We start from the raw sequence: 23,977 nt of genomic DNA, 5'->3' as shown, positions 1-23,977 counted from the left end.
CCTGACCCGCGAAGATCAGATCCAGCGCCTTCTCCACTCCATCCCTGATTGTATCACTCTTTCCAACCAGCCAGAACAGCACGCCTGCGTTCAGTGCAACCGTCTCCACCTGCGTTCTACTGGCCTCTCCCTTCAAAACGCTTTCCATCAAGCGATAGGCCTCTTTTGGATCGGAAGGTCCTCTCAACTCATCGGGATCTCCGCGTTTCAAACCCAGTTTTTCTGGGTCGATGACCAGCGGAGTGATCTCTTCTTGGGTAACTAGGAGGGCTTCGTTTTCACCGCATGTTGTGAGCTCATCGGTGAACCCCCCGGAGACAACCGCAGAACGCTTTGTACCGAGTCTCTGAAGACCCTGCGCTAACTTGTGAGCGAAGGAAAAATCGAAAACTCCAACGATCTGGTGTTTCACACGAGCGGGATTTGTGATGGGACCAAGGAGATTGAAAGCAGTTTTGATTTTGAGCTGCTTTCTTGCTGGCATTACGTGTTTCATGGCCGGATGAAGAAGTGGCGCGAAAAGGAGGGAAAATCCCACTTCCTTAAGTTCCTTTTCCATTTCTTCAGGAGATTTTTCCAGTCTGTATCCGCCTGCCTCCAGAGCATCGGCGCTTCCCACCTTGCTCGAAACAGATCTGTTACCGTGCTTTGCAACGGGGATATCGGCAGAAGCTACCACGAACGCAGTTGTGGTAGATATGTTGAAGGTTCCAAAGCCGTCTCCTCCCGTTCCACAGGTATCAACAGTGAGAGGAGAAGGTGCCTTTACATGAATTGCTCTCTCTTGCATGACTATTGCCATACCACCGATCTCGTCCCCAGTTTCTCCTTTCATCCCGAGGGCCACAAGGAAACCGGCTATCTGGGCATCTGTGGCTTTCCCCGCCATGATGTGTTCCATCACCAAGCGACTCTCTTCGAAAGAAAGATCCTGCAACTCCACAAGCTTCTTAATCGCGGAAACGATGTCTAGTTCGTCCACTTCCGTGTGCTCTTCTTTCTCACCCAGATTCAAAAAGTTCTTTATGATCTTCTTTCCCTCTTCTGTCAAAACAGATTCTGGGTGAAACTGAACTCCAAATGTTGGATGTTCTCTGTGCCTCAGTCCCATGATCTCCCCGTCATCACTTCTGGCTGTGATTTCCAGAGCCTCGGGAAGAGATTCCCCCTCGACAACGAGCGAATGGTACCGTGTGGCAACTATAGGATTTTTGAGGCCGCGAAAGATATCCTTGCCGTTGTGCAGAATTTTCGACGTCTTTCCGTGAAGTATCCTTTTAGCATGGATAATCTTTCCACCGAAAGCGTACCCTATCACCTGATGACCAAGACACACACCAAGTATAGGAACTTTACCACTGAAGTGTTTCACAACTTCAATAGAAATTCCTGCGTCCTCCGGTCTTCCAGGGCCAGGGGAGATGACGATATGGCTCGGATTCTTTTTCTCTATTTCTTCGATCGTTGTCTCGTCGTTTCTGAACACCTCTATTTCACAGCCTGGTTCCATCTCTCCAATGTACTGCACTATGTTGTAGACGAAAGAGTCGTAGTTATCTATAACGATCACTCTCTTCAAAGCAATCCCCCCTGGATCCTCTGGGCGATCTCCAGACTTCTGAAGAGTGCCCTCAGTTTGTTCAGGGTTTCCTGATACTCACGCTCGGGGACGGAATCGTAAACGATTCCCGCACCCGCCTGAAGCCATCCCTGTTTTCCTTTGAAGAAGAACGATCTTATTGTGATAGCAGAATCCATATTCATCTTCCCGTTCCCGTCCGGAAAAGAAAAGTACCCAACTGCCCCCGCGTACGGTCCTCTTGGAGTCGGTTCCAGCTCCTCGATGATCTCCATGGCTCGTACTTTTGGGGCACCGGAGACGGTACCTGCGGGGAAGGTGGCCTCGAAGACGTCCACAGCATCCTTGTCTTCCTTCACCTCACCGCTCACCTGTGAGACTATGTGCATGACGTGGGAGTACCTCTCTATAATCATCTTCTTTTCTACTCGAACGCTTCCTTCCTTGCAGACCCTTCCAAGATCGTTTCTTCCAAGATCGACGAGCATGACGTGTTCAGCGATCTCCTTCTCGTCGCTGAGCAAATCTTTTTCCAGCTTCAAATCTTCTTCAACAGTTCTACCACGCGGCCTGGTACCGGCAATCGGTTTCACGGTGGCCTTGTTTTCCTCGACCTTTGCCATCGTTTCAGGGGATGATCCCAGAACAACGATATCTCCAAATTTCAGATAAAACATGTAAGGAGAGGGATTTATCATCCTCAAGGCCCTGTATATGTAGAACGGATCCAGAGTCGTCTTGAAAGTGAAACACTGAGAAAGGACCACCTGGAATATATCACCCTCCACGATGTACTTCTTGGCCTTCTCAACCGCCCTGTAGAATTGCTCACGTTTGAAATTCGACTCCGGCTCCGTCACGAAAGTGTTTTTCTCCGGATGATCCTCGAGGGGATTCAGTATTTTTGCCGCGAGATCCTCTGGATTTTCGCTGACTATGAAAACGTTGTTTTTCAAGTGATCGAAGATTATGAGATGTTCAGGTATTACAAAGTAGAAAGTGGGAAAGATCGACTCTTTGACCTTTATCTTCTCTATGTAGGATATGTAATCGTAGCTAACGAATCCAACCGCCCCTCCTTTAAAGGAAGGAAGCTCTTCGTGCTTGATCTCGTATCTGTAGATTTCGAGCCAGTCTTTGATTGATTTGAGAGGGGAAGAAGTGTGGTCAAAATGCTGATTTGAAGATCTCAAAATCCCTTTTTCAAACACGAGCTCGTCTCTTTTCCCAATGCCTATGAAAGAGTGTCTCCCGAAGGCAGAACCAAGCTCCACACTTTCCAGAAGGAACGCAAAATCCTCGTTTTTGGACACTTTCATGAAAGTTGAGACAGGAGTCTCGAGATCTGACACCAACTTGAGCACGTGCATGTTACCCACCCTCTGTGTTTTTCAGTTATTATATCACAAAGCGATCCTTTCCAGAACGCTTGGCTTCGTAGAGCTTTCTATCGGCCTCTTCTACCAACTCGGCGGGAGACGAATTCTCTCTAGAAAAAGCCACTCCACCGCTCAGTGTAACTCTCTTTTCCACGCTGAAAATCTTTTTCCAGTCGAAGTTTCGAACCTCTTTCATAATTCTGTTCATAGTGTTTTCAACCAGATCGTGATCGTCAGTTTCAAACACTATCATAAACTCTTCTCCACCGTACCTTCCAACCTTGCCAGCCGAAACAATTTCCCTCATCATCCCACCAATCACCCTCAATACCTCATCACCAGTGGGATGTCCAAACGTATCGTTTATCCTCTTGAAATCATCGATGTCCAGCATCGCAACGGCTATCTTCCTTTTGTTTCTGAGAGACTCCTCGAGGAACTTCATGATGACTCTTTTGTTCAACAGCTGGGTAAGAGAATCCGTCTCCGAGGCGACCATGTAGTCCCGAAAGTCATTTAGGTTCCGAAATAAGACGCTTAAGCTGGAAGTTGAATTTCTCAAAGCAAGATTCAAGAGATACTGATTTTCCACATCTTCAAAGAGAATCACACCGAGCTCTGAATTCCCATCTTTCACAACAAAATGATAGCTGTTCTCAGAAGGAACTCCTTCTTCACTGAACACCCCATGAAACGACCAGAAGGAGGGAGAGATTGGCCTTTCCATCTTAGAAAGAAGATAACCCCTCAAAAGTTCTTTTTTCGCAGGTTTTCCAAGAGAATAAACTCTTCCTTCGCTTGTTGAGAGAAGAAGCACCCTGAACGCACTGAACCCGGAAAAGTATCTGAAAAGGATCCCCAGCAACGAGACAACGTATCTTTCATCCCTGGTGAACCTCAGGTACGATAGGATCTCTTTTTCCAACATCTCTCTCTTCAGTCTGTTCTCAACTATTTGAAAAACGTTTCCGATTTCTTCCAACTCACAACCTTTGTCCGATCTGTAAGGCTGCTTCAGGAAAGCCTTCAGGCTACTTTCGATTTCCTCCTTTTTCCCCTTATCGATGAAGACGTTAGCCCCGCTTCTTTCTGCCCAGAACTGGTTCACCGTATCAGAAGATCCCGTCAGAATCGCTATTCCAGAGTTTCTGAACATCTCGCATTCTCTCAAGACAACGGAAAGATAGATTCCGGAAAAATCAGGCATGTTGTAATCGATGATGAAGTAATCCGGCCTCTGCTTCAATGCCTTCTGAAGACCTTCCATTCCATTCTCCGCGAGGATGGTCTCCACATCTTTTTCGATCTTTCTCACAATATCAGATACCACCAGTCTCCAGAACTTGCTGTCATCGACTATTAGGACCCTTTTCATAGAATCCCCTCCGCTGAAAGCACTTAACTTATATTTATTTATATCATCTTTCCCTTGCCGACCTTTCTCGCCTTCTTTACAAAACTTTAATCAATGAAGCAAACTGATGGTGTTAGAATATTAATTTGAGGAGGTGATGCTCCATGAGCGCAAAGGGATGGATTATCCTTATCCTGGCCATCTGGTTGATCGTTTCTGTCCTGATTCCGGGTATTTCGGGATCCAAGGGAGCAAATCTGGCAAATTTCCTGATAGTGGGTATTATCTTCTTGATCACGGGGGCAGTGAGTCTGAAAGACGTCAAAATTGCAGCGTGGATCGTTTTGCTCTCAGGGATCTGGCTCATCATTTCCGCGTTCATACCCGGAATAACAGGCTCGAAGGGTGCTGCCATCACGAACGGCATCATTTTTGGAATCCTGAACCTGATTTTCTCGTTCTACCTCAAGAAGAAAAAGGAGTAAACCAGTTGAATCAGAAACAACTCGATGGTATCATTTAAATTGGTTCGGGGCGTAGCGCAGGTGGCTAGCGCGCCTGCCTTGGGAGCAGGAGGTCGCTGGTTCAAGTCCAGTCGCCCCGACCATTTTTTTATCGGGACAGAAAAAACATATCCAGAGGAGGTGAAAAACGTGCCAATGTACAGGTACGTGTGTGAGGAGTGTGGATACGAAACAACGATCATTCATGGAATAAACGAATCGCCTAAGGTCATCTGTGAGGAGTGTGGTGCCAGAATGAAGAGGACGATAGGAAGAGTAGGCATTATATTCAAAGGAAGTGGCTTCTACACCACGGACTCAAGGAAAAGTGAAAGGAAAAAAGAAACGGCCACTTCCTCCGAAAAGAAAGATTAAACGTTCAGGTTCGGATCCGCGTTCAAATCCAAGGGGGAGAAGATCCCCCTTTTAGCTTTTTCATAACCCGCCCTGGCCACCATCAGGGCGTTGTCCGTGCAGAGTGAAAGAGGAGGAAAGAACACCTCATAACGCCACTTACCCGCTCTCTCGTGTACCTTTTCTCTCAACCTGGAATTTGCGGCCACTCCTCCCACGAAAGCGATCTTCCTTATTCCGAGGTTTCTCGCAAATCTGAACGTTTTTTCAACCAAGATATCAATGACCGCTTCCTGAAAGGAAGCCGCCACGTCCTCTATTCTGTAATCCTTTTCCCTTCTTAGAAAATAAAGAACGGCAGTTTTCAACCCCGCAAAGCTGAAATCGTAATTCGGTTCATCCAGCATGGGACGTGGAAAGTTGTACTTTTTCGGATCACCTTTCTTTGCAACTTCGTCGATGACGGGCCCACCGGGATAACCCAAACCAAGGAGCCTGGACACCTTGTCGAAGGCTTCCCCCGCTGAATCATCGAGGGTTTCCCCCAGAATTTCCATACTGTAATCCTCGTTCACCCTCATCAACTGGGTGTGACCACCGGAGACCATGAGGACTATGAAAGGAGGAGTCAGATCGGGATTCGCCAAAAACACGGCGTGGATATGGGCTTCGATGTGATTCACTCCGACAAAAGGCTTTTTCAAAGAGATGGAAAGTCCCTTCGCCGCAGAAAGCCCCACGAGAAGAGCTCCTACGAGCCCAGGCCCGTAGGTAGCCGCCACAACATCTATGGTCTGTGGATCAACCCTTTCGAACGTTTCCTTCAGGAGAAATGGCAAATTTTTGAGGTGGTGCCGAGCAGCCACCTCAGGCACCACCCCGCCGAACTTCCGATGAACGTCCACCTGCGAAATTGTGAAGTTCACAACCACATCCTTTCCATCGTCGAGAACGGCTACCGCTGTCTCGTCACAAGAGGTCTCTATTCCCAAAACCCTCATGCCGACTCCCTCATGACAACGATAGGTTTTTCCTTACCGAGTGCAACCTCTTCGGTGACAACCACTTTTTCCACGTTCTTTAAACTTGGAAGCTCGAACATCATGTCTATCATCAGTTCCTCGAAGACGTTTCTCAGGGCCCGTGCTCCAGTTCCTCTCTTCAGGGCCTCTCTGGCGATGACTCGAAGAGCTCCATCGGTCACTTCCAGTTTCACTCCGTCTATCTCGAACAATTTCTGATACTGCTTCACAACAGCGTTCTTTGGTTCTTTCAATATTCTGATAAGATCTTCTTCCGTTAAATCGTCGAGGGTGGCGATCACAGGCAACCTTCCAACGAACTCAGGAATGAGGCCGTACTCCACCAGATCATCCGGTATGACGTGTCTCAGGATCTCACCGAGTCTCATATCCCTCTTACTCTTTATCTCCACGCCAAACCCCATGGTAGTACTCTGAAGACGCCTTCTGATGATCTCCTCAAGACCGTCGAAGGCTCCTCCAACTATGAAGAGGATGTTTCTTGTGTCTACCTTTATGAACTCCTGGTACGGATGCTTTCTTCCACCCTGGGGTGGGACGTTGGCGATCGTTCCTTCGAGTATCTTGAGGAGGGCCTGCTGAACACCCTCACCGGAAACATCTCTCGTTATGGATGGGTTGGGTGATTTCTTCGCTATCTTGTCGATCTCGTCTATATAGATTATTCCATACTGGGCTCTTTCTACATCGAAGTTTGCCGCCTCAAGCAATCTCAGAACAACGTTCTCCACGTCTTCACCCACGTAACCTGCTTCCGTCAGCGGCGTGGCATCGGCTATTGCGAACGGAACGTTCAGTATCTTTGCAAGTATTCTTGCAAGATAAGTTTTACCCGTCCCAGTAGGACCTATGAGCAGAACATTTGATTTTTCTATCTCCACATCATTCGAACTGAGATTGGAAAAGACTCGCTTGTAGTGGTTGTAAACCGCTACAGAGAGGATCCTTTTTGCCCTCTCTTGACCTATTATGTATCTGTCGAGTTCTGCCTTTATCTCGGCGGGTGTTGGTACCTCCTTTATCTCGTCTTTGATCCTGACTTTCTTGTCGTTTTTCAAAAGATCGTGGAACAGATCAACACACTCGTTACAGATGTACACGTTGTTCGGACCGGCGATTAGCCTTTCCACCTGATTCATATCACGCCCACAGAAACTGCAGAATTTACCCTGCATTCTCTCATCCTCCTTAGATGTTTATCCTGTCCGCGTCTATCCACAGACCCTCCAAGTCATAGAAATCCCTTCCCTTCTCGGTAAATATGTGTATAACCACGCTTCCGGCATCTATGATCAACCACTCGTATTGCTCGCCCCTGTCGTAGTAGATCAGAGGAAGAGACATCTCCTTTATTAGATCGACCAGTTCATCCCTCAGAGCTTTCATATGCGTGTAAGAACTTGCAGTGACTATCACGAAGTACTCCGTTGGAATAGGAGTTTTCCTCATGTCGAGAACCACAGGATCTTCCCCGCCCTTCTCGGAGATCTTTTCAAGGAGTCTCCTCAGGATCTCAATCACCGATTCTCACCTCCAGAAATCACTCGACCGTCACACTCTTCGCCAGGTTCCTTGGTTTATCCGGATCGAGTCCTTTCATATCGGCTATATGGTAGGCGAACAGCTGGATCACAGGCGCCATCATCAGCGGATAGAGGCTCTCGTGTGTCGGAGGAACGTATACAATATCACCCGTGATCTCTTCAAGACTCCTGTTCCCTTCTGTTCCCAGCACTATCACTTTTGCGTTCCTCGATTTTGATTCTATAACATTGCTCTTGGTTTTGAAGAACAGAGAGTCATCTGGCATCACAGCAAAAACGGGAAAATCTGGATCAAGAAGCGCTATGGGACCATGCTTAAGCTCGCCAGCCTGGTAAGCAGTGGCGTGAATGTACGTGATCTCTTTAAGTTTCAGCGCTCCCTCCAGTGCCGTTGGATAACTGTAGCCCCTTCCGATGTACATGAAATGCTTGAAATCCTTGTATCTCTCGGAAAGCTCTCTTATCTGTGGATCTTTCCTAAGGACGTTCTCGAGGAGTTCCGGCATTCGAACAAGCCTGTCCAAAATCTCCTTTGCTTCCCTATTCCAGTATCCGTTAATCTCCATTATTTTCAACCCAAGAAGGTACAGCACCGCGAGTTCAGCCACGTAGGTCTTTGTGGCAGCAACACCGATCTCCGGTCCTGCATTCATGAAGAGTGTCACGTCGGACTCTCTGTCAAGAGTTGAACCCACCACGTTTACGACTGAAACGATCCTTGCTCCATGTTTCTTTGCAAGGCGGACAGATTCAAGGGTGTCTGCTGTTTCACCGGACTGAGAGATCGCCAACAAAACGTCCCCTTCTTTTACATGAAGCCTTTTGTACCTGAACTCAGAGGAAACCTCCACATCGACGTCTATATCGGTGTTATTCTCTACAAAGTATTTGAAAACCAATCCAGCGTAATAACTGGTTCCACACGATACAACCCGAATTCTATCTATACCTTTAAAGAGTTCCTCATAGTGTTCGAGTTCTTCGAAGAAGGGGCGACCGTTTTTCACCCTTCCGACGAGGGCGTTCACGAGAGCTTGTGGATCTTCCATGATCTCTTTGTACATGAAGTGCTTGTAACCACCCTTTTCTGCAGATTTTTCATCCCAATCAACATGGTAGACTCGCCTGTTCTGTTTTACTCCATCCATGTTGTAGATCTCAAAACCATCTTTCCTCAAGATCATCACATCGCCATCTTCCAGAAAGACCACATCCTTCGTAAATCTCAAAAGGGGCGTCACATCCGAAGCGAGAATACCAACTCCCCTGCCCGTTCCAACAACGAGGGGGCTGCCTTTTCGCGCGGCAACGATTGCATCCGGAATATTCCTGTGAACAACTGCTATGGCGTAAGCTCCTTTCAATTTTCTGACAGACTTCAAAATGGCATCCAGTAGATCTCCTTCGAACTCTTCTTCCACAAGATGAGCAATCACCTCCGTATCGGTCTCGGAGGAAAAAGTGTGACCTTTCTCTTCCAGAAATTCTTTTATTTCCCTGTAATTTTCAATTATTCCGTTGTGAACAACGGCGATCTCTTTCTTGCAGTCCATGTGAGGATGGGCGTTCACATCGTTCGGTTCTCCATGCGTTGCCCACCTGGTATGGGCAATCCCGACCAGAAAGCTTTCGTTCAACCTCTGCCTGAGACCGTTCCTCAAAACATCTATTTTCCCTTTTCTCTTGTACACATCGAAACGGTCTCCCAAGTAAGCAATCCCTGCAGAATCGTATCCCCTGTATTCGAGTTTCTGAAGAGAAGAAACAAGATCCTCGAGTTTCAGATTCTCACCGACCATTCCCACTATTCCGCACATGGGGAATCCCCCTCTCAATCTCTCGAACGATGTTCATCCTGATCCCTCTTTCGGCCACCTTGATGGCATGCTTCATGGCCTTCGCATCCGAGGAACCATGGGCTTTCACGACGATACCCTTTATGCCCAGTATGAAAGTGCCCCCGTAAGATCTTGGATCGAGTCTTTCTTTCATCCTGTCAAAGCTTCTTTTCATGAGAAATGCTCCAATCAGAGAAAAAATTCCACCTTCTTTTATGGCCTCTTTCATCACCGTTGTGATCAACCTTGCTGTTCCTTCCATAGTCTTCAACGCAACGTTTCCAGAGAATCCATCTGTTACCACCACGTTCACTGTACCCAAGTTTATGTCGTGTCCCTCTACGTTCCCGTAAAAGGTCTCTCCAAGGTGTTCTTTCAGAAGGCTGAAAGCCTTCCTGAGGCCTTCGTGTCCTTTGGTTTCTTCCGCACCGATGTTTAGAAGACCCACTCTGGGTGATTTCACCCCCAAAACTTTCGCGTAGGCGATTCCCATGAGCGAAAAATCGAGAAGATGTTCTGGCCGAACTTTGGCGCTTGCTCCCGCATCGATCAAAACTGTAAAACCCTTGAGAGAAGGAACCGCTACTCCGAGGGCAGGCCTTTCCACCCCTTCTATCTTTCCTACAATGGAGGTGGCACCGAGAAAAAGAGGCCCCGTCGCCCCAGCACTTACGAAGGCATCCACTTTTCCCTCCGAAACCATCTTCAAACCAACGTACATGGAAGAGTCCTTCTTCCTCAGGACTTCAAGCGGTGAATCGTCCATCTTCACAATCTCCGCTGCTGCAACGAATGGAAGCCCCGTTTTTTCAACTATTTCCCTGGGTCCGACAAGGATAATTTCACCCTCTATTTCTTTTGAAGCCAAAAGAGCGCCCTTTAAGATTTCATCGGGCGCTCTGTCACCACCCATTACATCGATTGCTATCCTCACCGCATCACTCCGCTATCTCTAGAACCTGCTTTCCTTTGTAGTAACCGCAGTGTAGACATACTCTGTGGGGCACCTTGTATTCTCCACAGTTCGGACATTTTTCCAAAGGAACACTGATGGCCCTGTAAATCTTCGCTCTCTTGTGATGTGTTCTCGATCTGGATCTCTTCTGTTTCGGAACCGCCATATTTCTATACCTCCTTGTTCTCAAGGTTGTTCTTCAATTTAGCAAGGATCTCGAATCGACTGTCGACCACAGGAATTTTATCACATTTGTGATCGGGTTCCTCGTTTAAGTTGACTCCACAATACGGGCACAGTCCTCTGCAATCGGGCTTACACAGAACCTTTTCTGGCACACTCACTACTATCGCTTCGATGATCCTTTCAGTGAGATCAAATTCCGTCTCATGATAATATATGATATTCTTCAAAGATTCAAGTTTCTCCTCCTTTACATTTCTCCGCATGCTTTCTGGCAAATAGAGTGCCTCTATCACACCCTTTATTTCCACTCGAGTTGGTTCCAGACACCTTGCGCATGGATGTTCAATCGCCGTCAGAACGTAACCTCCAACTGTAAAGCCCTCTTTTGTTTTTGCAACGACCATTCTCACTTGAACAGGTTCCAGGAATCTGCAAAAACCAATATCGAGTTCTATGCCGTTTTGTTTCAGCTTCCCTTCCAGAAAGAACCGTTTCTTTCTTTCGATCTTCGAAAGCGATACTTTCCAGTCCATTTTCCTCACCTCTTTTCATGACTATTATACCCTTAGTAGTAGTAGTAATTATATAGCAAACCAAAAGTGGTAGGTTCTGGTAGGTGAAAATTTCTATTCTTCTTCTGATGCGAGAAAGAATCGGATCTGCAACTTACCACCCAGGTGGTAAGTTGGTGGTAGGTTAGTGGTAAGTTATTCTGTAGTTCGTTTCTAGAAAGGACTGTAGATGGTAGGTTTTCTGAAGTCTTGTTCTAGAGAGAGTTTTGAGGAATGAGGATTTTGAGGTAAAATTGTTTGTGTAGGTTAAAACACTCATCATATGCTTATTTCAAAAACCTACCACCGTTGATCTGGCTTTGCAAAGGCGTTTCAGAAAATAGTGGTAGGTTCTTTGTGATAAATATCACCAGGAGACATTCATTTGAGAATATCCTACACCATATTGTGTTTCGAACAAAGAAGAATACTACAGGTTGTACCCATAACTTACCACAAAACCTACCACTTTGTTTCCTAGAAGAGATATTCCTCGAATAAATTACACATTTTTGACAAAAGGGGGTGCTTCCTCTTGAGCCTAAGAGAAGAATTGTGGCTGTGGAAGAAAGAGAAAGTGGCAGAGATTTTGGCTAACAATTTAATGAAGAAAAGACATGAAGCCTGGGTGGTGAGAGGCAAGGAAGAAGTCATAGAGAAGGTGAAAGAGATCGTGCCAGAGGGTTCAACGGTAGCGGTGGGTGGTTCCCTTACACTAGCGGATACGGGTGTTCTTGATCTTCTGCGCAGTGGAAAGTACAACTTCCTCGACAGATACTCCGCTAAAACCAGAGAAGAAGTGGAGGAGATATACAGAAAGAGTTTCTGGGCTGATTATTATCTGACCAGTGTGAATGCTCTAACGGAGGACGGAAAGCTCGTGTTTCTCGATGGGAACGGAAACAGAGTGGCAGCCGTTGTTTACGGTCCCAAAAACGTGATTGTGGTGGCAAGCGTGAACAAAGTGGTGAGAGACGTCGAAGAAGCCAGAGAAAGATTGAGGTTCATTTCACCTATGAACTCGAGAAGGTTGAACCTTGAAACTCCCTGTGCAAAGACCGGCTTTTGTGCTGATTGCTCCTCCCCTCAGAGGATCTGCGATTACTTTCTGGTGGTGGAATCTGGTGTGAGACAACCTGGTAGGTTCAAAGTGATCCTAACGCTTGAAGACTTCGGACTTTAAAAGAAGCGGGGAGCTTCCCCGCTTTAGAAGTTCATGGGTATTATCTTCAGATAGTCTTCGAGAGAGCCGTCGTCGAGGCAGCATTGGATTATCTCCCTTCCAACCGGGTTCAAGTCTTCTGTGAGAAATTTTTTGAGTTCTCTCTTGAAGAAATCTTTGAGCTCTTGAGCTCCTTTTTCATATGCCTCTTCTCCCAGTTCTGGTTGCAGATGGGGTTGCAGAAGCTCTTTAGGAATTGTTATTCCTTCGATCTTCATTTCTTTGAGGGAAAATCCAAGTAGGGCACATTTTGATGGCACGAGTTGGTTCGGTTTGAATCTCACGCCTCCCCTTCTCGAGAGATACTCTCTTGCGATCCACTCCGGCATGAATCCTACTTTATAGACACCTATGTGTTGGTTTGGAACGAGGATGTATCTGGTCCCCGGCGTGTCTATGATCTGTTCGAGAAGGATGTTGGCGAGCCTTACCATCTTGCCCGAGGAAAATGGCCAGAAAGATCCCACACCTTCACTCGTCATTCCTTTGGTACCTACTATACTCGGATTTGCAAATCCTCTTGGTGCCGCCAATCTCCAAAGCCACGCTATAGCAGGAGGTAACACCTGCATGAGACCGATGATTCCGTAGGTCGGTTTCTCTTTTGTACACGGTGGCGTTCTCACCCCGAAGCTCCTTACATCCACCTCCACTGGATTGGAGATGGCGTTTTTCATGAACTGTTTTGGTATGATGACACGTGGGTTCGGACAGGGTTTTCCGGGTTCGTCTTCTATGTGTTCCCAGATCAGAGCGGTTGAATTTGGAACACCGTGGATGTTAAGAAATATGAGGGGCTCTGGAGGATGAATTGTCAACCTTTCCAGATCCGGAGCGCTTCCGTATTCCGTTATGTGGTCTACTCTGATGAACCATCCAGCTTCAGCATCCTTGGCAACAAGTTTTCTTCCCGTTTGAAGTTTCGGATGACACATGAACATGTCATCGGCCACTGGTTGCAGCTCACAGGTTTCCTTGAGTTCTATGTAGAATTTTTCTCTCGTTATCAAATTTTCCGCAAGTTTTATCCTACCATCCGGTTCTCTGTGTATTTCCTCGAGTATCTCGCTTTTTCCTCCACCACTTGCTCCCTCGTGCATGATGACAAGCTCGTTTTCATACGGAGTGATCACCTTCACGGCGGAGGCATGCGCGGTGACCCATTTTTCTTTTTCACCTATGTAAAGTAAAAATCCGTAGACTCCTTTTTTTGCACTGGGTCCAGGATAGAGATTGTAAGAGAAAATCTCATAGTGGGAGTTGTGTCTATAGTGAACCACCACCTGTTTTCCGTCGAAGTAGGTGTGTCTGAAAGGTGGTGCTACGAACATGTAAAGTCTTGGTTTGAAGTTCTCTGGGATTTCACTTGCTGGGACGAAGAACTGAAGGTCTGCCAGTCCTCCCACAAAGAAACCTGCATTCTTCGGGGCGATCAGCAAAGCTGGATAGCCGTAATCGTACCCTCCTGCCATGAAGGCCATCAGGATCAATTCTTGCTTTTTCAACCAATCGAAAGTCTCTTGGCGAACGGGCTCGAAGTCTTTCCCGAATCGCTCTCTGAACCTGGGTTTGTCCGTTTCTTTGTCATCACCCACCACGAGGGCGTCTGGGTCTCTCCTCCTCATGTACGGCTCGGGATAATTCACCACCAGTCCATTTTTACAGCGCGTGACGGTTGCTTCCACTACAAATCCCTTTCCCGGAACGTCGTATCCCACTTCAAAGACGTCTTTACCACCCGTTGCAAGATCGAGAATTTCTTTCCTGCTTTCTGGTATTATTATCTCTGGAGCACTTTCTATGATATTCCTCACTTCGTCAGAAAATGCAAATCTGCCTAGAACAGCTGTTTTCACGTTATCACCCCTCTGCAATGTGATTCTCAAGCCAAATTATACCACGCTACTCATTGCAACTTTATGCGGTGTGTTAATGCTTTTTCTCGCAAGGTTTAATATTTATATGGGAAGACTGTGAAATAGAGTAATGATTAAAGATTCTGAAAAATAGAATTTTTAACGGAGGTTGAGAGTTTTGAGAGTGTACATCTATGGGAAAGGGCCCCTCGCGGATGCCGTGAGAAGAGAGATAATAAACGCGGGATGGGAACTCACCGATTCGATGTTCGAAGCTTGCTTGGTGGTATCCGAGAAGCTTTTAGAGGCAGATCTCTCTGAGAAAGCTGTTGTGGACCTGTACCCATTCAAGGATAAATCCGTGCCGTTTTACAAGGAAAAATCTGTTCCTTTTGTCAGTGTCTTTCCCGTTTTCTACAGGGAGTTTGCATTCTCTGAGTTTTATGTTCTCGAGAAAAGCGAGGACGAGCGTATCACAGAGTTCCTCGATTTTTTGAGAGATCTTGGAGTTACCTTGAAGAGCGTCTCCTGGAGTGAATACAAAAAAATACTGGAAAAGTACTCCGTGATCCTTTTTCTTGCTCGTGCGCTGAACGATTCCTTTCTCATGGGATATGCCTCTCACCTTCTGAACTGGAGAGAAGAGGTTGAGGATTTCGTGGATCTAGCAAAAAAGAGCATTTCCCGCTTGAAAGACAGCGGTTCATCGATCGAATACAGTAGTTCGACAGGGGAGTTTTCTAAGCTTCAAAGATCTCCTTCTGGCTTGAACGAGATGAGACACAAGATCAGGTTGATAGACCTTGTGACACTGAACCTGATCGAGGAGAGGATGGAAATCGCGCGAAAGATCGCCGAAGAGAAGAAGAAAACGGATTCTCCTATAGACCTCAGGGACGTTGAGGAACAGAAAGTGAAAGAACTTCTGGACAGGACAAGTTTGAACCCTGTACGAGTGAGGCGCGTGTTCGAAGAGATTATGAAGCTCGCAAAAGAGGAAGAGTACAGGCTGCTTGGTATTTCCAAAACCGTGGCGGTCCTGGGTCCCATGGGGAGTTTCAGCGATGAAATGGCTTTAAAACTGATCGGTTCGAGAATACCGATAAAGTACTGTGCCTCTACGGACGAGATCATAGAGATGGTTGAGAAAGGTGAGGCAGATTACGGAATCGTCCCCATAGAGAACTCCACTCACGGAACGGTGATCTCTGTGCTGGATGCCCTATTGAGCCACGAGGTAGAGGTGTTTGGAGAGGCAAAACTAGAGGTCCATCACTGTCTCGTTGCGAAAAAGAAGCTGGATTTGAAAGAAATAAAGAAGATTTACTCTCATCCACAAGCCATTTCCCAATCCCTCGAATTTCTCAACACCTATCTGTCGCACGCTGAGATCCGATACACCTCCTCAACGAGCGACGCGGTGAATCTGCTCGACGATGAATCTGCTGCCATCATGTCGGAGAATGCAGCGAAAATGTACGGACTTTTCATTTTGAGAAAAAGCATACAGGATCTGAGGGAGAAGAACATAACAAGGTTTTATGTAATAAGGCGAAAGACAGGAAAGATGGAGGGAAAGTACACTTCTCTGTTCTTCGGCGTTCAGGACAGACCTGGGTCTTTGAAATCCGTTTTGGATGTCTTTGCGAGCAGGGGAATGAATTTGAGAAAACTGGAATCGAGACCCGCCAGGACGTTCCTAGGAGATTATGTGTTTTTTGTGGAAGTGGAAGCACCATTGAATAAAGAAGACTTAAAGGATCTTGAAAGGGTGACTACTTTCTATAAGATCATAGGTGTGTTTGACGAGACTGAAGAACTGAATGTGTTTGAATGAGGGGCGCGGTGCCCCTCGTTTCACTTCATAACGGGTTCCTTCACGAGTGGATACTGAAGAGAATAACCAACAAGCCTCATGATGATCCTCGGGATATCTGTGTTATCTAGAAATCCTGTGAAGTTCTCAGCACCAGGTCCGAAAGCATAGACGGGAACTGGTATCCCAGAGTGCGAGGTGGTAGTCCATCCGATGTTCACCTTCTCGCCCATCACTCTCCCAAATTCTACCTTCGAGTTTTCGGCGGAGGCGATTCTATCGATGTCAGTATCGGAGAGTGTGAGTCCGAAATACTTTTCGATGGCCTCTTTGAAGCTCTCTCGATTTTTTGGGGAATAGTTCTCCATGATCCAGTCGATGGTCTCTGTGAACTTTCTGATCTTGTCCACGTCGATCTTGTAGTCTCCTGAGGAAAGACCGAGTCCTCCTGTTTCATGATCTGCTGTAACAATGACCAGAGTATCATTTCTCTGGAGTGCAAAATCTAGGGCTACTTGAACGGCTTTTTCAAACTCTAGGACTTCCTTCCACACGCCATAGATGTCGTTATCATGTGCCTCCCAATCGATTTGAGAACCTTCTACCATAAGAATGAAAGGTTCATCGAAGTTTGAAAGTATTTCAATTGCTTTCTTAACCATCTCGTACAACATGGGTTGTTCTTCTTTCCTTTCACTTGCGGGATCAAGATGACTCGGAGCAAACAGGGCGAGGAGTTTATTCGTTCCACCTGGAAGGTTCATCAACTCTTCTTTCGTGGTTATGTAAGTGTAACCTTTTTCTTTTGCCATTTCAATTAGATTGAGCCCATCGTTCCTTTTTCCGCCCAGATTTTTTGGAAGAAAATTTGCCCATCCTCCACCCATGATTAAATCCACCGTTTCACTTTCAACGAGCTGTCTTGCAATTTCATTTTCTTCATTTCTACTCTTCACGTGAGCGTAGAAGGCAGCAGGTGTAGCGTGTGTTACTCTACAGGTGACGATTATTCCTGTCTTGACACCGTAAGCCTTTGCTATCTCAAAAATTGTGGGTACAACTGTACCGTCCGGTAGAATGTTGATCATTCCGTTGTTTGTTTTAAAACCAGAGGCTAGAGCAGTTCCCGCCGCTGCCGAGTCTGTTATCCAGCTATTTGCAGAGTGAGTCTTTACGAATCCACCATGGGGGGTTTTCATGAAAGAGAGCGGTCTTCCTTCAATCATGGATACAGCGTAGGCTTGGGAGAGCCCCATACCGTCTCCAATGAAATAAATTATGTTTCTAACCTGAGAAAATAAGGAGACAAGTATTATCAAAACGACAAAGAGTGTAAAAAATTTTCTCATCCCAATCACCTCCTCGTTCTAGAGTAAACACAGATTTGTTTAGGAAATTCTCAGCAGCATAAAAAAAATTTAAGGGAGGGTTTTCCCTCCCCATCATTTCAGCTTATGTTCACCGAAGATGAGAGGTTCTTCATCCTTCAACACCTTTTGTCTTCTGATGGTACCAACGTACACTCTGTGATCACCTGCTTCGAAAGAGCCTGTCTTTTCACATTCTAAGTAGGCTATAGTTCCTTCTGGAACGGGAAGATTTCCTTCACTCATCATGTAAGGGTACTTTTTGAACTTGTCGGTGGTTCGTCCAGAGACAGTTCCAAAGTATTCTGCGATCTCTCTTGCGCCTTTTCCGAGTATGCAGACGGCAAAAGAGTCTGCTTTGTCAAGAAGTTCTCTCGAGTACCTTGTCTTTCCTATGGAGACTGCCACCATGGGAGGCTGCCAGGATACCCGCGTTACCCACGCTACGGTGATTCCGTTCAGTTTACCGTCGAGGTTCACCGTCACTATGGTGGTGGAGGTATAGAGCTTTCCCAGCGCGTCCATCTTTCCACCCCCCTAAAAGATGGTATCATACACCATGGCGGAGGTGAAAAAGTGAGCTTTGTCTCCTTTGGAAGGAAGGTCTTTCTTCCCCGAGAGCGAATTATGGCGGTGATGCCCGTGAGTACGACGATGGCAAAGAAACTGAAAGACGTGGATTTCTACAACAACAAAATAATAAACGCCACTTTTGGTAGACAAGCAAGAACGGCGGTTGTGATGGACAGTGGTCATGTGGTACTTATTCCCACGAGGTACAAGATAGCTGTTCGTGTTATATGGGGAAGGAGGAAAAAATGAAAAGGTTACTGACGTTGTTTCTGGTCGTTCTCAGTGTTTTTCTTCTTTCAATCTTTCTTGCGAAGGTGTTCAGTGGAGAGCTCCTGGTGAGAAGGTACATATTCAGGATCGGTGGTTTCGAGCTTCGATGGTATTCAATCCTCATACTGATAGGATTTCTCCTCAGCTATTTTATAGCCAGAAAAAGAGCAGAAAGAGAAGGTATCGATGTGGAGGAATTCGACGAGCTGGTCTTCTACGGGGCAATTTTTGGAATCGTGGGTGCGCGACTCTATTACGTTCTCTTCAACCTGAAATACTACAGGAGTTTCTGGGACGTCCTGAAGGTCTGGGAGGGAGGTCTCGCCATACACGGAGCCATAATCGGTGCTCTACTCACGGGTTTCCTGTACATCACCTTCAAAAAGCCTTCTTTTTCCTTTCTTCAGGCAACCGATCTTTTCACTTCTGTTCTCCCTTTGGGACAGGCGATAGGTAGATGGGGAAATTTCTTCAACTACGAGGCGTTCGGTGTGCCAACGAATCTTCCCTGGAAGATGTTTGTACCCGAACCCTACAGACCTGTTATGTACAAGGATTATTCTTTCTTTCATCCGACCTTCCTGTACGAATCTGTTTGGGATTTTCTGGTGTTTCTTGTGTTGAGTGTGTATTACAAGAAGTATCGTGAGAGGCCAGGGGAGATCACCTGCCTCTATTTTGTTTTTTACTCTCTTGTAAGGATCATGATAGAAAGGCTCAGGGTTGACAGTCTGATGGTGGGTAACATAAGGGCCGCCCAGCTCTTGAGTGCTATTCTGATCCTCCTTGGTTTTACAGGTTTTCTGATCCTGAAATCCTTGGGAGGATCGAAAACAGCTTTTTGAACGCTTTCGATCTGTGGCTGAGTTTTTTCTTGAGTTTAGGCATCTCACCAAAGGTTTTATCGTACCCTTCTGGTATGAAGAAAGGGTCGTATCCAAAACCACCAGTTCCCTTTATTTCCTCGGCGATGTGGCCTTCTATCCTGTCCTCTACGGAAACGAGAAGATTTTTCTGAGGATCGAAAAAGGTAGCACTACACACAAAAGCAGCTCTTCTATCTTTTCCTTCCAGCATTCTCAGGATGATTTTCATCTTCTCCTCGTAAGGATGTTCTTCCATGAAACGGGCGGACGTGACCCCCGGAAAACCCCCAAGTGAATAGATAACAAGGCCGGAGTCATCGGCTATCACAGGTAGTTTGAGTTTCTTCCCATAAGCGATAGCCTTCTTCACGGAGTTTTCCAGGAAAGTTTCTCCGTCTTCGATCACCTCGATTTTCTCCGGTGAGGGCAAGATCTCTGTCCACTCCGGTGCGATCTCCCTGATTTCTTCAACTTTGTGTGAATTCGTAGTGGCGATGTAGATCCTGAGAACGTTCACTGTAACTCCTCCTTGTTCGAGTATGATCATATCTATTCTACTTCGAAAATTTTGCCACCATCTAAAATTTGGTTGTAGAATATGTCTAGAACGGGAAAAAACTTGGAAGGAGGGAAACGTTTTGAAAAAAGCCTGGGTGAAAGCGCTCGTTTTGGACAGGGTGAGCAATACGCCAGTTGTCATACTCGGAATAGAAGGTACCAGCAAAGTACTTCCCATCTGGATAGGGGCGTGTGAAGGCCATGCCCTCGCACTGGCTCTGGAGAAGATGGATTTTCCCCGCCCTCTGACGCACGATTTACTTCTGAACGTACTGGAATCGCTTGAGGCTCGTTTGGAGAGAGTCATAATACACTCTTTGAAGGACAACACGTTCTACGCTTCTCTGATACTGAGGGACCTCACCTATACCGATGAAGAGGATGAGGAAGCTGCCCTCATAGAAATCGACTCCCGGCCCTCCGATGCGATAATACTGGCCGTCAAAACCGGTGCCACCATTTTCGTGTCTGAAAACCTCGTCGAGAAGCACGCAATCGAGCTAGAAATAGGAGAAGACAGGAACGAAGAAGAAGAGTTCAAAAAGTTCGTTGAGAATCTCAACATAGACGTGTTCAAGCAGATGATAGAGAAAAAGAGGGAAGAAGATGAAGAGGGCGACGATTGAAAAAAAGATGAAGGAGTTGCTGAAGCCGCACCTCGGCCTTCTCACCGAGGATGCAATGGTGTACTCAGCCACGGCCGGAGGCAAGAGGATTCGACCTCTCCTCGTACTCACTGTGGGTGAGGATATCGGGGTGGAAGAAGAACATCTTATCGATGTTGCAATCGCCGTTGAACTCTTCCATACAGCCTCTCTCATTCACGACGATCTTCCTCCCATAGATGATGCGGATTTTCGCCGGGGAAAACCTTCTTGTCACAGAGTTTACGGTGAAGGGATAGCTCTCCTCGCGGGTGACGGCCTGTTTTTTCTGGCCTTCTCCCAGATAGCAAAGGTCAAGGAGCCGAAACTTCTTGAAGAATTTTCGGAAACCGCGTACAAACTTCTTCTGGGTGAGGCCATGGACGTTGAGTTCGAGGGCCGGGAAGAGGAAGTTTCGTCGGAGATGATAGAGAAGATGTACTCTCTTAAAACGGGTGCCCTGTTCGCTTTCTGTTTTTCCGCACCTTTCCTCTTGAAAGGTCTCGATCACACCTATGTGAAGAAATTGGGTGAAAGGTTTGGGGTGGCTTTCCAGATATACGACGATCTGAAAGATGTGCTCGGGTCGTTTGAAAAGGTAGGAAAGGATGTGGGAAAGGATGTGAAGAAAGTCACACTGGTCAAAAAACTGGGAGTTCAGAAGGCAAAGCAACTTGCCGATAAATATTACGAAGGGGTCTTAGAAGTCCTGGAGTCAGAAGGCCTTCGCAAGACCTTCGATTTTCTGAAGAGTCTAAAAAAAATGGTGGAGGAAAAATGAGTCTGTTGAAAGAAATCTTGGAAATCCTGCTGAAAAGGAAGATCGTTCTCATATCACTTCTCGTCGTTCTGGGGTTGGTTTTGATACTGTACTTTCTTCTGCAGGAAGAGAGCTCCCTCAGAGTTGGAAAGGAGGGTGCGGAGTCGGGTTTCATTAACCTCAGGGTAGAAATACCAAGTGGAGCTTTTGGAAAGCAAAAGGTACTGAAAATAACCAGGATATCTGGTGATGAAAGAAAGAAATACTCCGATGCATTCATGGGGGATCTCTACAGGGTGGAGTTCGCCGATGGGGTAAGCGAATTTGCTCTGAAGCCTATTCACCTCAAATACTACTTCGATCCCAAATACTTCAGAGGTGAGAACTACAACAACCTCGCACTCGCGTATGCAACGGATGACGGAGGATATCGGATCATTCCGGGTTCAATGATAGGAAAGGACGAGAGAGGATATTTTGTTGAGGCGTTTACGTACCATCTTTCTGTTTTCGGTTTGGTGATGAAGACATCGAGCTTCCAGAAGCACGGTGTAACTCTTCTGCGGGAAGTAGTAACCAGTGCCGCTCCAGCCCTCCTCATAATACCGGGGGAAGATCCCACCTTCAAAGGCACCGTCGGTGACAGTAACATATGGGAGGCTGTGTTCCCCGACCGAACGTTGATGATCTACGAGTACGCCCTGTACGATTCAAGGTCACTTTCTTACAGTGAGGCATACAGGGAATTCGTGAGAAAAGAAGGGAGAAGAAGTTTCATCGACTTCGAAGCAGACTTTCTTTCGAAAGAACTACTCGAGTACTCGAGATACAGCTTCGACATCCTCGCCCATGGGACGGGTGGGCTGATAGTTCTGAGGATGCTCCAGCGCCATCCCGAGTTGAAGAACGTCAGGAGAGTCATCCTTTTTTCTACACCCGTCCATGGAACTAACGTAGTCAACCCGCTTTACTTTTCCTCGATGTTTTTCGAGAAGGATCCGGAGGTGCTCAGTGGAATCTTCGGAATGGAGTGGACGAAGTTGAAGATGATGGCACTTCACATCAAAAACCTCATAGATACCCTTGGAGAGGTGGCACTGGAAATCTTGCCCGATTCTTTCCTGATAAGTCAGTTGAAAAACTTCAGCAGGAAAGATGTGGAGATATTTTCCATCTGTGGAGACACTCCTCCCTACGAGGTTGATGTCTCGGGAACCAAGTTGGAGAAATTTTACCCGGAGTTCGTGAGAGGAAGAGGAGACGGATTTGTCTCTTTCCAATCGTGTAGGATAGGTAAAACCTTACAGTTGAAAGGAGGCTTTTATGATCTTTACTCGCGAAGGGAAAACCTGTCCCAGGTGGAAGAACTTCTCAGCTACGAAACGCCAGTTTTCCCCGGGTTCAAAGACGACAGTTACAGGGAGTATTTACCAACGCGAAATCCGGAGCTTTCCTCGGAGAAAATGAAAACTGCTCCGCAAAAGGAGAAAAAAACAACGGTCGAAGAGAAGGTGTTTCCTCGGGAGTTCCACTCGAAGAACTTTTTGAAACGGATTCGCTCGTTGACATTAACCTCTTACACAGCGGGATCATCCTTGGGAAAAGATGTGTATGTTGTCACCGGTTCGGGCATTCTGATGTGGGACAGAGAGATGTTCAAAGGAAGTGTGAAGTTCTTCAAAAAGGTAGGTGACTACATCTCTTTCTTGAGTGGAGGCGATATATATTTGGTAGACAGCATAGGAATAAGTAGGTACGCTCCCTTTCCGGTGAACGATGATGTGGAAGATGCTTTGATGACCAAGGATGCAGTTCTCTACGCACAGCTGGTTCCCAGTGGGGTGAGGTATTACCTTTTCAAAAATGGAAAGGAAAAGCTTCTTGCCACCTCTCCCGGTGTCGAGGTGTCCATAGAAGAGGAGGGTGGAAAGTACCTGCTTGTGAGTAGCAAAGAGATCATCGTCCTCAATGAAGATTTCACCGAAAAGGGGAGAGTGTTGAGCTCTCTGTTTGGAAATGATGTGGACATAGTTGATGGAACCCTTGTGAACGACGCTCTTTACATCCTTCTGAGTAATGGTTCCGTTGTTTACGTCTCTGGTGAGAACCTGGAAATCAAGCACTTTAATCTCTTTGCTCCAAGGAAAATTCTGCACTTTCGGGGAAAGATTCTCATCGTCGGTGAGAACGATGTGATGGACGTAACGGCGGGAATCAAGCAGAGTTTCAGAAGAGGGATCGTCGACGCGTTCGCAGGTGTAGAAGGAATTTTCATCGTGTTTGAGGAGAAGGTGGGAGTATCGCTGGAAGAATGGCAAATGGAAAGCTGATCTTCCTTTTCTTTTTGTTGATTTCCCTGACGACCATCTCGAACGATCTTTATACGAATGCCCTGAACGCATACCTTGAAGGAGACTACAGGAGGGCACTGAGATTGTTCGAAGAATCTCTCCAGAAAGATCCGATGATTGAGGAGAGAGATCCGTTCGTGAAATTGAAGATGGGCATATGTGCCTACGCGATAGGCGATTACAACAAAGCAAGGGCGTATCTATCAAACTTTCCGGATAACGTGATAGCCAAAGAAATCTTGAGCAAACTTAGCGTTCCAGAGAAAGAGTGGGAAAAGTACGTGAGGTCAAGAGCTCCATCTGAAAAAGCAAAGACCACTGAAACTCCAAAGGGTTTTCCCACCTGGCTTTCGATAACGATTTCGGGAGGAACGTTTTTGGCTGTTTTTCTCCTGCAAAGATTATTGG

The 23,977-nt window shown here is 46.5% G+C and carries 24 protein-coding genes and 1 tRNA gene; 11 read left to right on the top strand and 14 right to left on the bottom strand.

Features of this window, described 5'->3' with window-relative positions:
* From J7K79_RS05810 to J7K79_RS05800, 3 genes are all read right to left on the bottom strand, one after another.
* On the bottom strand, nucleotides 1–1,570 hold a 1,570-nt coding region (locus J7K79_RS05810; protein ID WP_296906198.1), incomplete at its 3' end, for a bifunctional anthranilate synthase component II/anthranilate phosphoribosyltransferase.
* A 5-nt stretch (nucleotides 1,571–1,575) separates the two neighbouring features.
* Nucleotides 1,576–2,949, bottom strand: coding sequence for an anthranilate synthase component I family protein (locus tag J7K79_RS05805; RefSeq protein WP_296906190.1), 1,374 nt, complete (start codon nucleotides 2,947–2,949; stop codon nucleotides 1,576–1,578).
* Between the two features lie 28 nt (nucleotides 2,950–2,977).
* Nucleotides 2,978–4,333, bottom strand: coding sequence for a diguanylate cyclase (locus tag J7K79_RS05800; protein WP_296906186.1), 1,356 nt, complete (start codon nucleotides 4,331–4,333; stop codon nucleotides 2,978–2,980).
* 143 nt (nucleotides 4,334–4,476) lie between these two features.
* Between J7K79_RS05800 and J7K79_RS05795 the strand changes: the two genes are divergently transcribed.
* From J7K79_RS05795 to J7K79_RS05785, 3 genes are all read left to right on the top strand, one after another.
* A complete protein-coding gene (locus tag J7K79_RS05795) occupies nucleotides 4,477–4,797 on the top strand; it encodes an SPW repeat protein (RefSeq protein ID WP_296906182.1) in 321 nt (106 codons plus the stop codon).
* A 45-nt stretch (nucleotides 4,798–4,842) separates the two neighbouring features.
* A tRNA-Pro gene (locus J7K79_RS05790) sits at nucleotides 4,843–4,919 on the top strand.
* Between the two features lie 52 nt (nucleotides 4,920–4,971).
* A complete protein-coding gene (locus J7K79_RS05785) occupies nucleotides 4,972–5,190 on the top strand; it encodes an FmdB family zinc ribbon protein (RefSeq protein ID WP_296906195.1) in 219 nt (72 codons plus the stop codon).
* Here J7K79_RS05785 and tsaD read toward each other — a convergent pair.
* Genes tsaD through J7K79_RS05750 form a run of 7 tightly spaced genes read right to left on the bottom strand, consistent with a single transcriptional unit; the run spans nucleotide 5,187 to nucleotide 11,268 of the window.
* Complete coding sequence (tsaD, locus tag J7K79_RS05780) at nucleotides 5,187–6,170, bottom strand: tRNA (adenosine(37)-N6)-threonylcarbamoyltransferase complex transferase subunit TsaD (protein WP_296906179.1); 984 nt, start codon at nucleotides 6,168–6,170, stop codon at nucleotides 5,187–5,189. The two genes, J7K79_RS05785 and tsaD, sit on opposite strands and share 4 nt — an antisense overlap.
* On the bottom strand, nucleotides 6,167–7,387 hold the full coding sequence (gene clpX, locus J7K79_RS05775; protein WP_296906176.1) for an ATP-dependent Clp protease ATP-binding subunit ClpX: 1,221 nt from the start codon (nucleotides 7,385–7,387) through the stop codon (nucleotides 6,167–6,169). Before clpX ends, tsaD begins: the two co-directional genes overlap by 4 nt.
* Before the next feature lie 13 nt (nucleotides 7,388–7,400).
* Nucleotides 7,401–7,733, bottom strand: a complete 333-nt coding sequence (gene rsfS, locus J7K79_RS05770; RefSeq protein WP_296906173.1) for a ribosome silencing factor — start codon at nucleotides 7,731–7,733, stop codon at nucleotides 7,401–7,403.
* Between the two features lie 19 nt (nucleotides 7,734–7,752).
* Nucleotides 7,753–9,573 (bottom strand): glutamine--fructose-6-phosphate transaminase (isomerizing), encoded by a 1,821-nt coding sequence (gene glmS, locus J7K79_RS05765; protein ID WP_296906170.1) that lies wholly within the window; start codon nucleotides 9,571–9,573, stop codon nucleotides 7,753–7,755.
* Entirely contained in the window at nucleotides 9,545–10,528 is a 984-nt protein-coding gene (plsX, locus tag J7K79_RS05760; RefSeq protein WP_296906167.1) for a phosphate acyltransferase PlsX, read from the bottom strand. Before plsX ends, glmS begins: the two co-directional genes overlap by 29 nt.
* A 4-nt stretch (nucleotides 10,529–10,532) precedes the next feature.
* Nucleotides 10,533–10,715: a 50S ribosomal protein L32 gene (gene rpmF, locus J7K79_RS05755; protein WP_296906164.1), complete on the bottom strand. Its 183-nt coding sequence runs from the start codon at nucleotides 10,713–10,715 to the stop codon at nucleotides 10,533–10,535.
* 4 nt (nucleotides 10,716–10,719) lie between these two features.
* Nucleotides 10,720–11,268, bottom strand: coding sequence for a DUF177 domain-containing protein (locus J7K79_RS05750; RefSeq protein WP_296906161.1), 549 nt, complete (start codon nucleotides 11,266–11,268; stop codon nucleotides 10,720–10,722).
* Between the two features lie 553 nt (nucleotides 11,269–11,821).
* On the opposite strand from J7K79_RS05750, the gene J7K79_RS05745 reads away from it, so the two are divergent.
* Nucleotides 11,822–12,469, top strand: coding sequence for a lactate utilization protein (locus tag J7K79_RS05745; protein WP_296906159.1), 648 nt, complete (start codon nucleotides 11,822–11,824; stop codon nucleotides 12,467–12,469).
* Nucleotides 12,470–12,492: 23 nt separating this feature from the next.
* Here the strand turns inward: J7K79_RS05745 and J7K79_RS05740 are convergent, their stop codons facing one another.
* Complete coding sequence (locus J7K79_RS05740; RefSeq protein WP_296906156.1) at nucleotides 12,493–14,364, bottom strand: DUF4914 family protein; 1,872 nt, start codon at nucleotides 14,362–14,364, stop codon at nucleotides 12,493–12,495.
* Between the two features lie 184 nt (nucleotides 14,365–14,548).
* Here J7K79_RS05740 and pheA point away from each other — a divergent pair, with 184 nt between their 5' ends.
* Entirely contained in the window at nucleotides 14,549–16,201 is a 1,653-nt protein-coding gene (pheA, locus tag J7K79_RS05735; protein ID WP_296906192.1) for a prephenate dehydratase, read from the top strand.
* Nucleotides 16,202–16,221: 20 nt separating this feature from the next.
* Here pheA and J7K79_RS05730 read toward each other — a convergent pair whose 3' ends face one another.
* Entirely contained in the window at nucleotides 16,222–17,529 is a 1,308-nt protein-coding gene (locus tag J7K79_RS05730) for an alkaline phosphatase (RefSeq protein WP_296906154.1), read from the bottom strand.
* A 93-nt stretch (nucleotides 17,530–17,622) separates the two neighbouring features.
* Complete coding sequence (locus J7K79_RS05725; protein ID WP_296906151.1) at nucleotides 17,623–18,072, bottom strand: flavin reductase family protein; 450 nt, start codon at nucleotides 18,070–18,072, stop codon at nucleotides 17,623–17,625.
* 51 nt (nucleotides 18,073–18,123) lie between these two features.
* Between J7K79_RS05725 and J7K79_RS05720 the strand changes: the two genes are divergently transcribed.
* Together J7K79_RS05720 and lgt are read left to right on the top strand one after the other, a co-directional pair.
* Entirely contained in the window at nucleotides 18,124–18,369 is a 246-nt protein-coding gene (locus tag J7K79_RS05720; protein ID WP_296906149.1) for a DUF370 domain-containing protein, read from the top strand.
* Nucleotides 18,366–19,235 (top strand): prolipoprotein diacylglyceryl transferase, encoded by an 870-nt coding sequence (lgt, locus tag J7K79_RS05715; RefSeq protein ID WP_296906146.1) that lies wholly within the window; start codon nucleotides 18,366–18,368, stop codon nucleotides 19,233–19,235. Before J7K79_RS05720 ends, lgt begins: the two co-directional genes overlap by 4 nt.
* On the opposite strand, the gene rdgB is transcribed toward lgt, so the two are convergent.
* Nucleotides 19,183–19,773, bottom strand: a complete 591-nt coding sequence (gene rdgB, locus J7K79_RS05710; protein WP_296906143.1) for an RdgB/HAM1 family non-canonical purine NTP pyrophosphatase — start codon at nucleotides 19,771–19,773, stop codon at nucleotides 19,183–19,185. The two genes, lgt and rdgB, sit on opposite strands and share 53 nt — an antisense overlap.
* Nucleotides 19,774–19,894: 121 nt before the next feature.
* On the opposite strand from rdgB, the gene J7K79_RS05705 reads away from it, so the two are divergent.
* The 4 genes from J7K79_RS05705 to J7K79_RS05690 all read left to right on the top strand — a co-directional run.
* Entirely contained in the window at nucleotides 19,895–20,440 is a 546-nt protein-coding gene (locus J7K79_RS05705) for a bifunctional nuclease family protein (RefSeq protein ID WP_296906141.1), read from the top strand.
* Nucleotides 20,421–21,239, top strand: coding sequence for a polyprenyl synthetase family protein (locus J7K79_RS05700; RefSeq protein WP_296906137.1), 819 nt, complete (start codon nucleotides 20,421–20,423; stop codon nucleotides 21,237–21,239). Before J7K79_RS05705 ends, J7K79_RS05700 begins: the two co-directional genes overlap by 20 nt.
* The gene (locus tag J7K79_RS05695; protein ID WP_296906134.1) at nucleotides 21,236–23,548 is read left to right on the top strand and encodes a hypothetical protein; all 2,313 of its coding nucleotides are present in this window, start codon (nucleotides 21,236–21,238) and stop codon (nucleotides 23,546–23,548) included. The genes J7K79_RS05700 and J7K79_RS05695 overlap by 4 nt, the downstream gene beginning before the upstream one ends.
* Nucleotides 23,530–23,977, top strand: a 448-nt coding sequence (locus J7K79_RS05690) for a tetratricopeptide repeat protein (protein ID WP_296906131.1), incomplete at its 3' end; no start/stop codon positions are given. The genes J7K79_RS05695 and J7K79_RS05690, both read left to right, overlap by 19 nt.

Source organism: Thermotoga sp., assembly GCF_021162145.1.
GTDB lineage: Bacteria > Thermotogota > Thermotogae > Thermotogales > Thermotogaceae > Thermotoga.
This window is presented reverse-complemented; position numbering and strand designations above follow the sequence as displayed.

What these genes read in the sequence shown, in the direction of transcription:
- J7K79_RS05805 (WP_296906190.1), bottom strand. Translation starts at nt 2,949, where the DNA reads ATGCACGTGCTCAAGTTGGTGTCAGATCTCGAGACTCCTGTCTCAACT.
- J7K79_RS05800 (WP_296906186.1), bottom strand. Translation starts at nt 4,333, where the DNA reads ATGAAAAGGGTCCTAATAGTCGATGACAGCAAGTTCTGGAGACTGGTG.
- J7K79_RS05795 (WP_296906182.1), top strand. Translation starts at nt 4,477, where the DNA reads ATGAGCGCAAAGGGATGGATTATCCTTATCCTGGCCATCTGGTTGATC.
- J7K79_RS05785 (WP_296906195.1), top strand. Translation starts at nt 4,972, where the DNA reads ATGTACAGGTACGTGTGTGAGGAGTGTGGATACGAAACAACGATCATT.
- tsaD (WP_296906179.1), bottom strand. Translation starts at nt 6,170, where the DNA reads ATGAGGGTTTTGGGAATAGAGACCTCTTGTGACGAGACAGCGGTAGCC.
- clpX (WP_296906176.1), bottom strand. Translation starts at nt 7,387, where the DNA reads ATGCAGGGTAAATTCTGCAGTTTCTGTGGGCGTGATATGAATCAGGTG.
- glmS (WP_296906170.1), bottom strand. Translation starts at nt 9,573, where the DNA reads ATGTGCGGAATAGTGGGAATGGTCGGTGAGAATCTGAAACTCGAGGAT.
- rpmF (WP_296906164.1), bottom strand. Translation starts at nt 10,715, where the DNA reads ATGGCGGTTCCGAAACAGAAGAGATCCAGATCGAGAACACATCACAAG.
- J7K79_RS05750 (WP_296906161.1), bottom strand. Translation starts at nt 11,268, where the DNA reads ATGGACTGGAAAGTATCGCTTTCGAAGATCGAAAGAAAGAAACGGTTC.
- J7K79_RS05730 (WP_296906154.1), bottom strand. Translation starts at nt 17,529, where the DNA reads ATGAGAAAATTTTTTACACTCTTTGTCGTTTTGATAATACTTGTCTCC.
- J7K79_RS05725 (WP_296906151.1), bottom strand. Translation starts at nt 18,072, where the DNA reads ATGGACGCGCTGGGAAAGCTCTATACCTCCACCACCATAGTGACGGTG.
- lgt (WP_296906146.1), top strand. Translation starts at nt 18,366, where the DNA reads ATGAAAAGGTTACTGACGTTGTTTCTGGTCGTTCTCAGTGTTTTTCTT.
- J7K79_RS05700 (WP_296906137.1), top strand. Translation starts at nt 20,421, where the DNA reads ATGAAGAGGGCGACGATTGAAAAAAAGATGAAGGAGTTGCTGAAGCCG.
- J7K79_RS05695 (WP_296906134.1), top strand. Translation starts at nt 21,236, where the DNA reads ATGAGTCTGTTGAAAGAAATCTTGGAAATCCTGCTGAAAAGGAAGATC.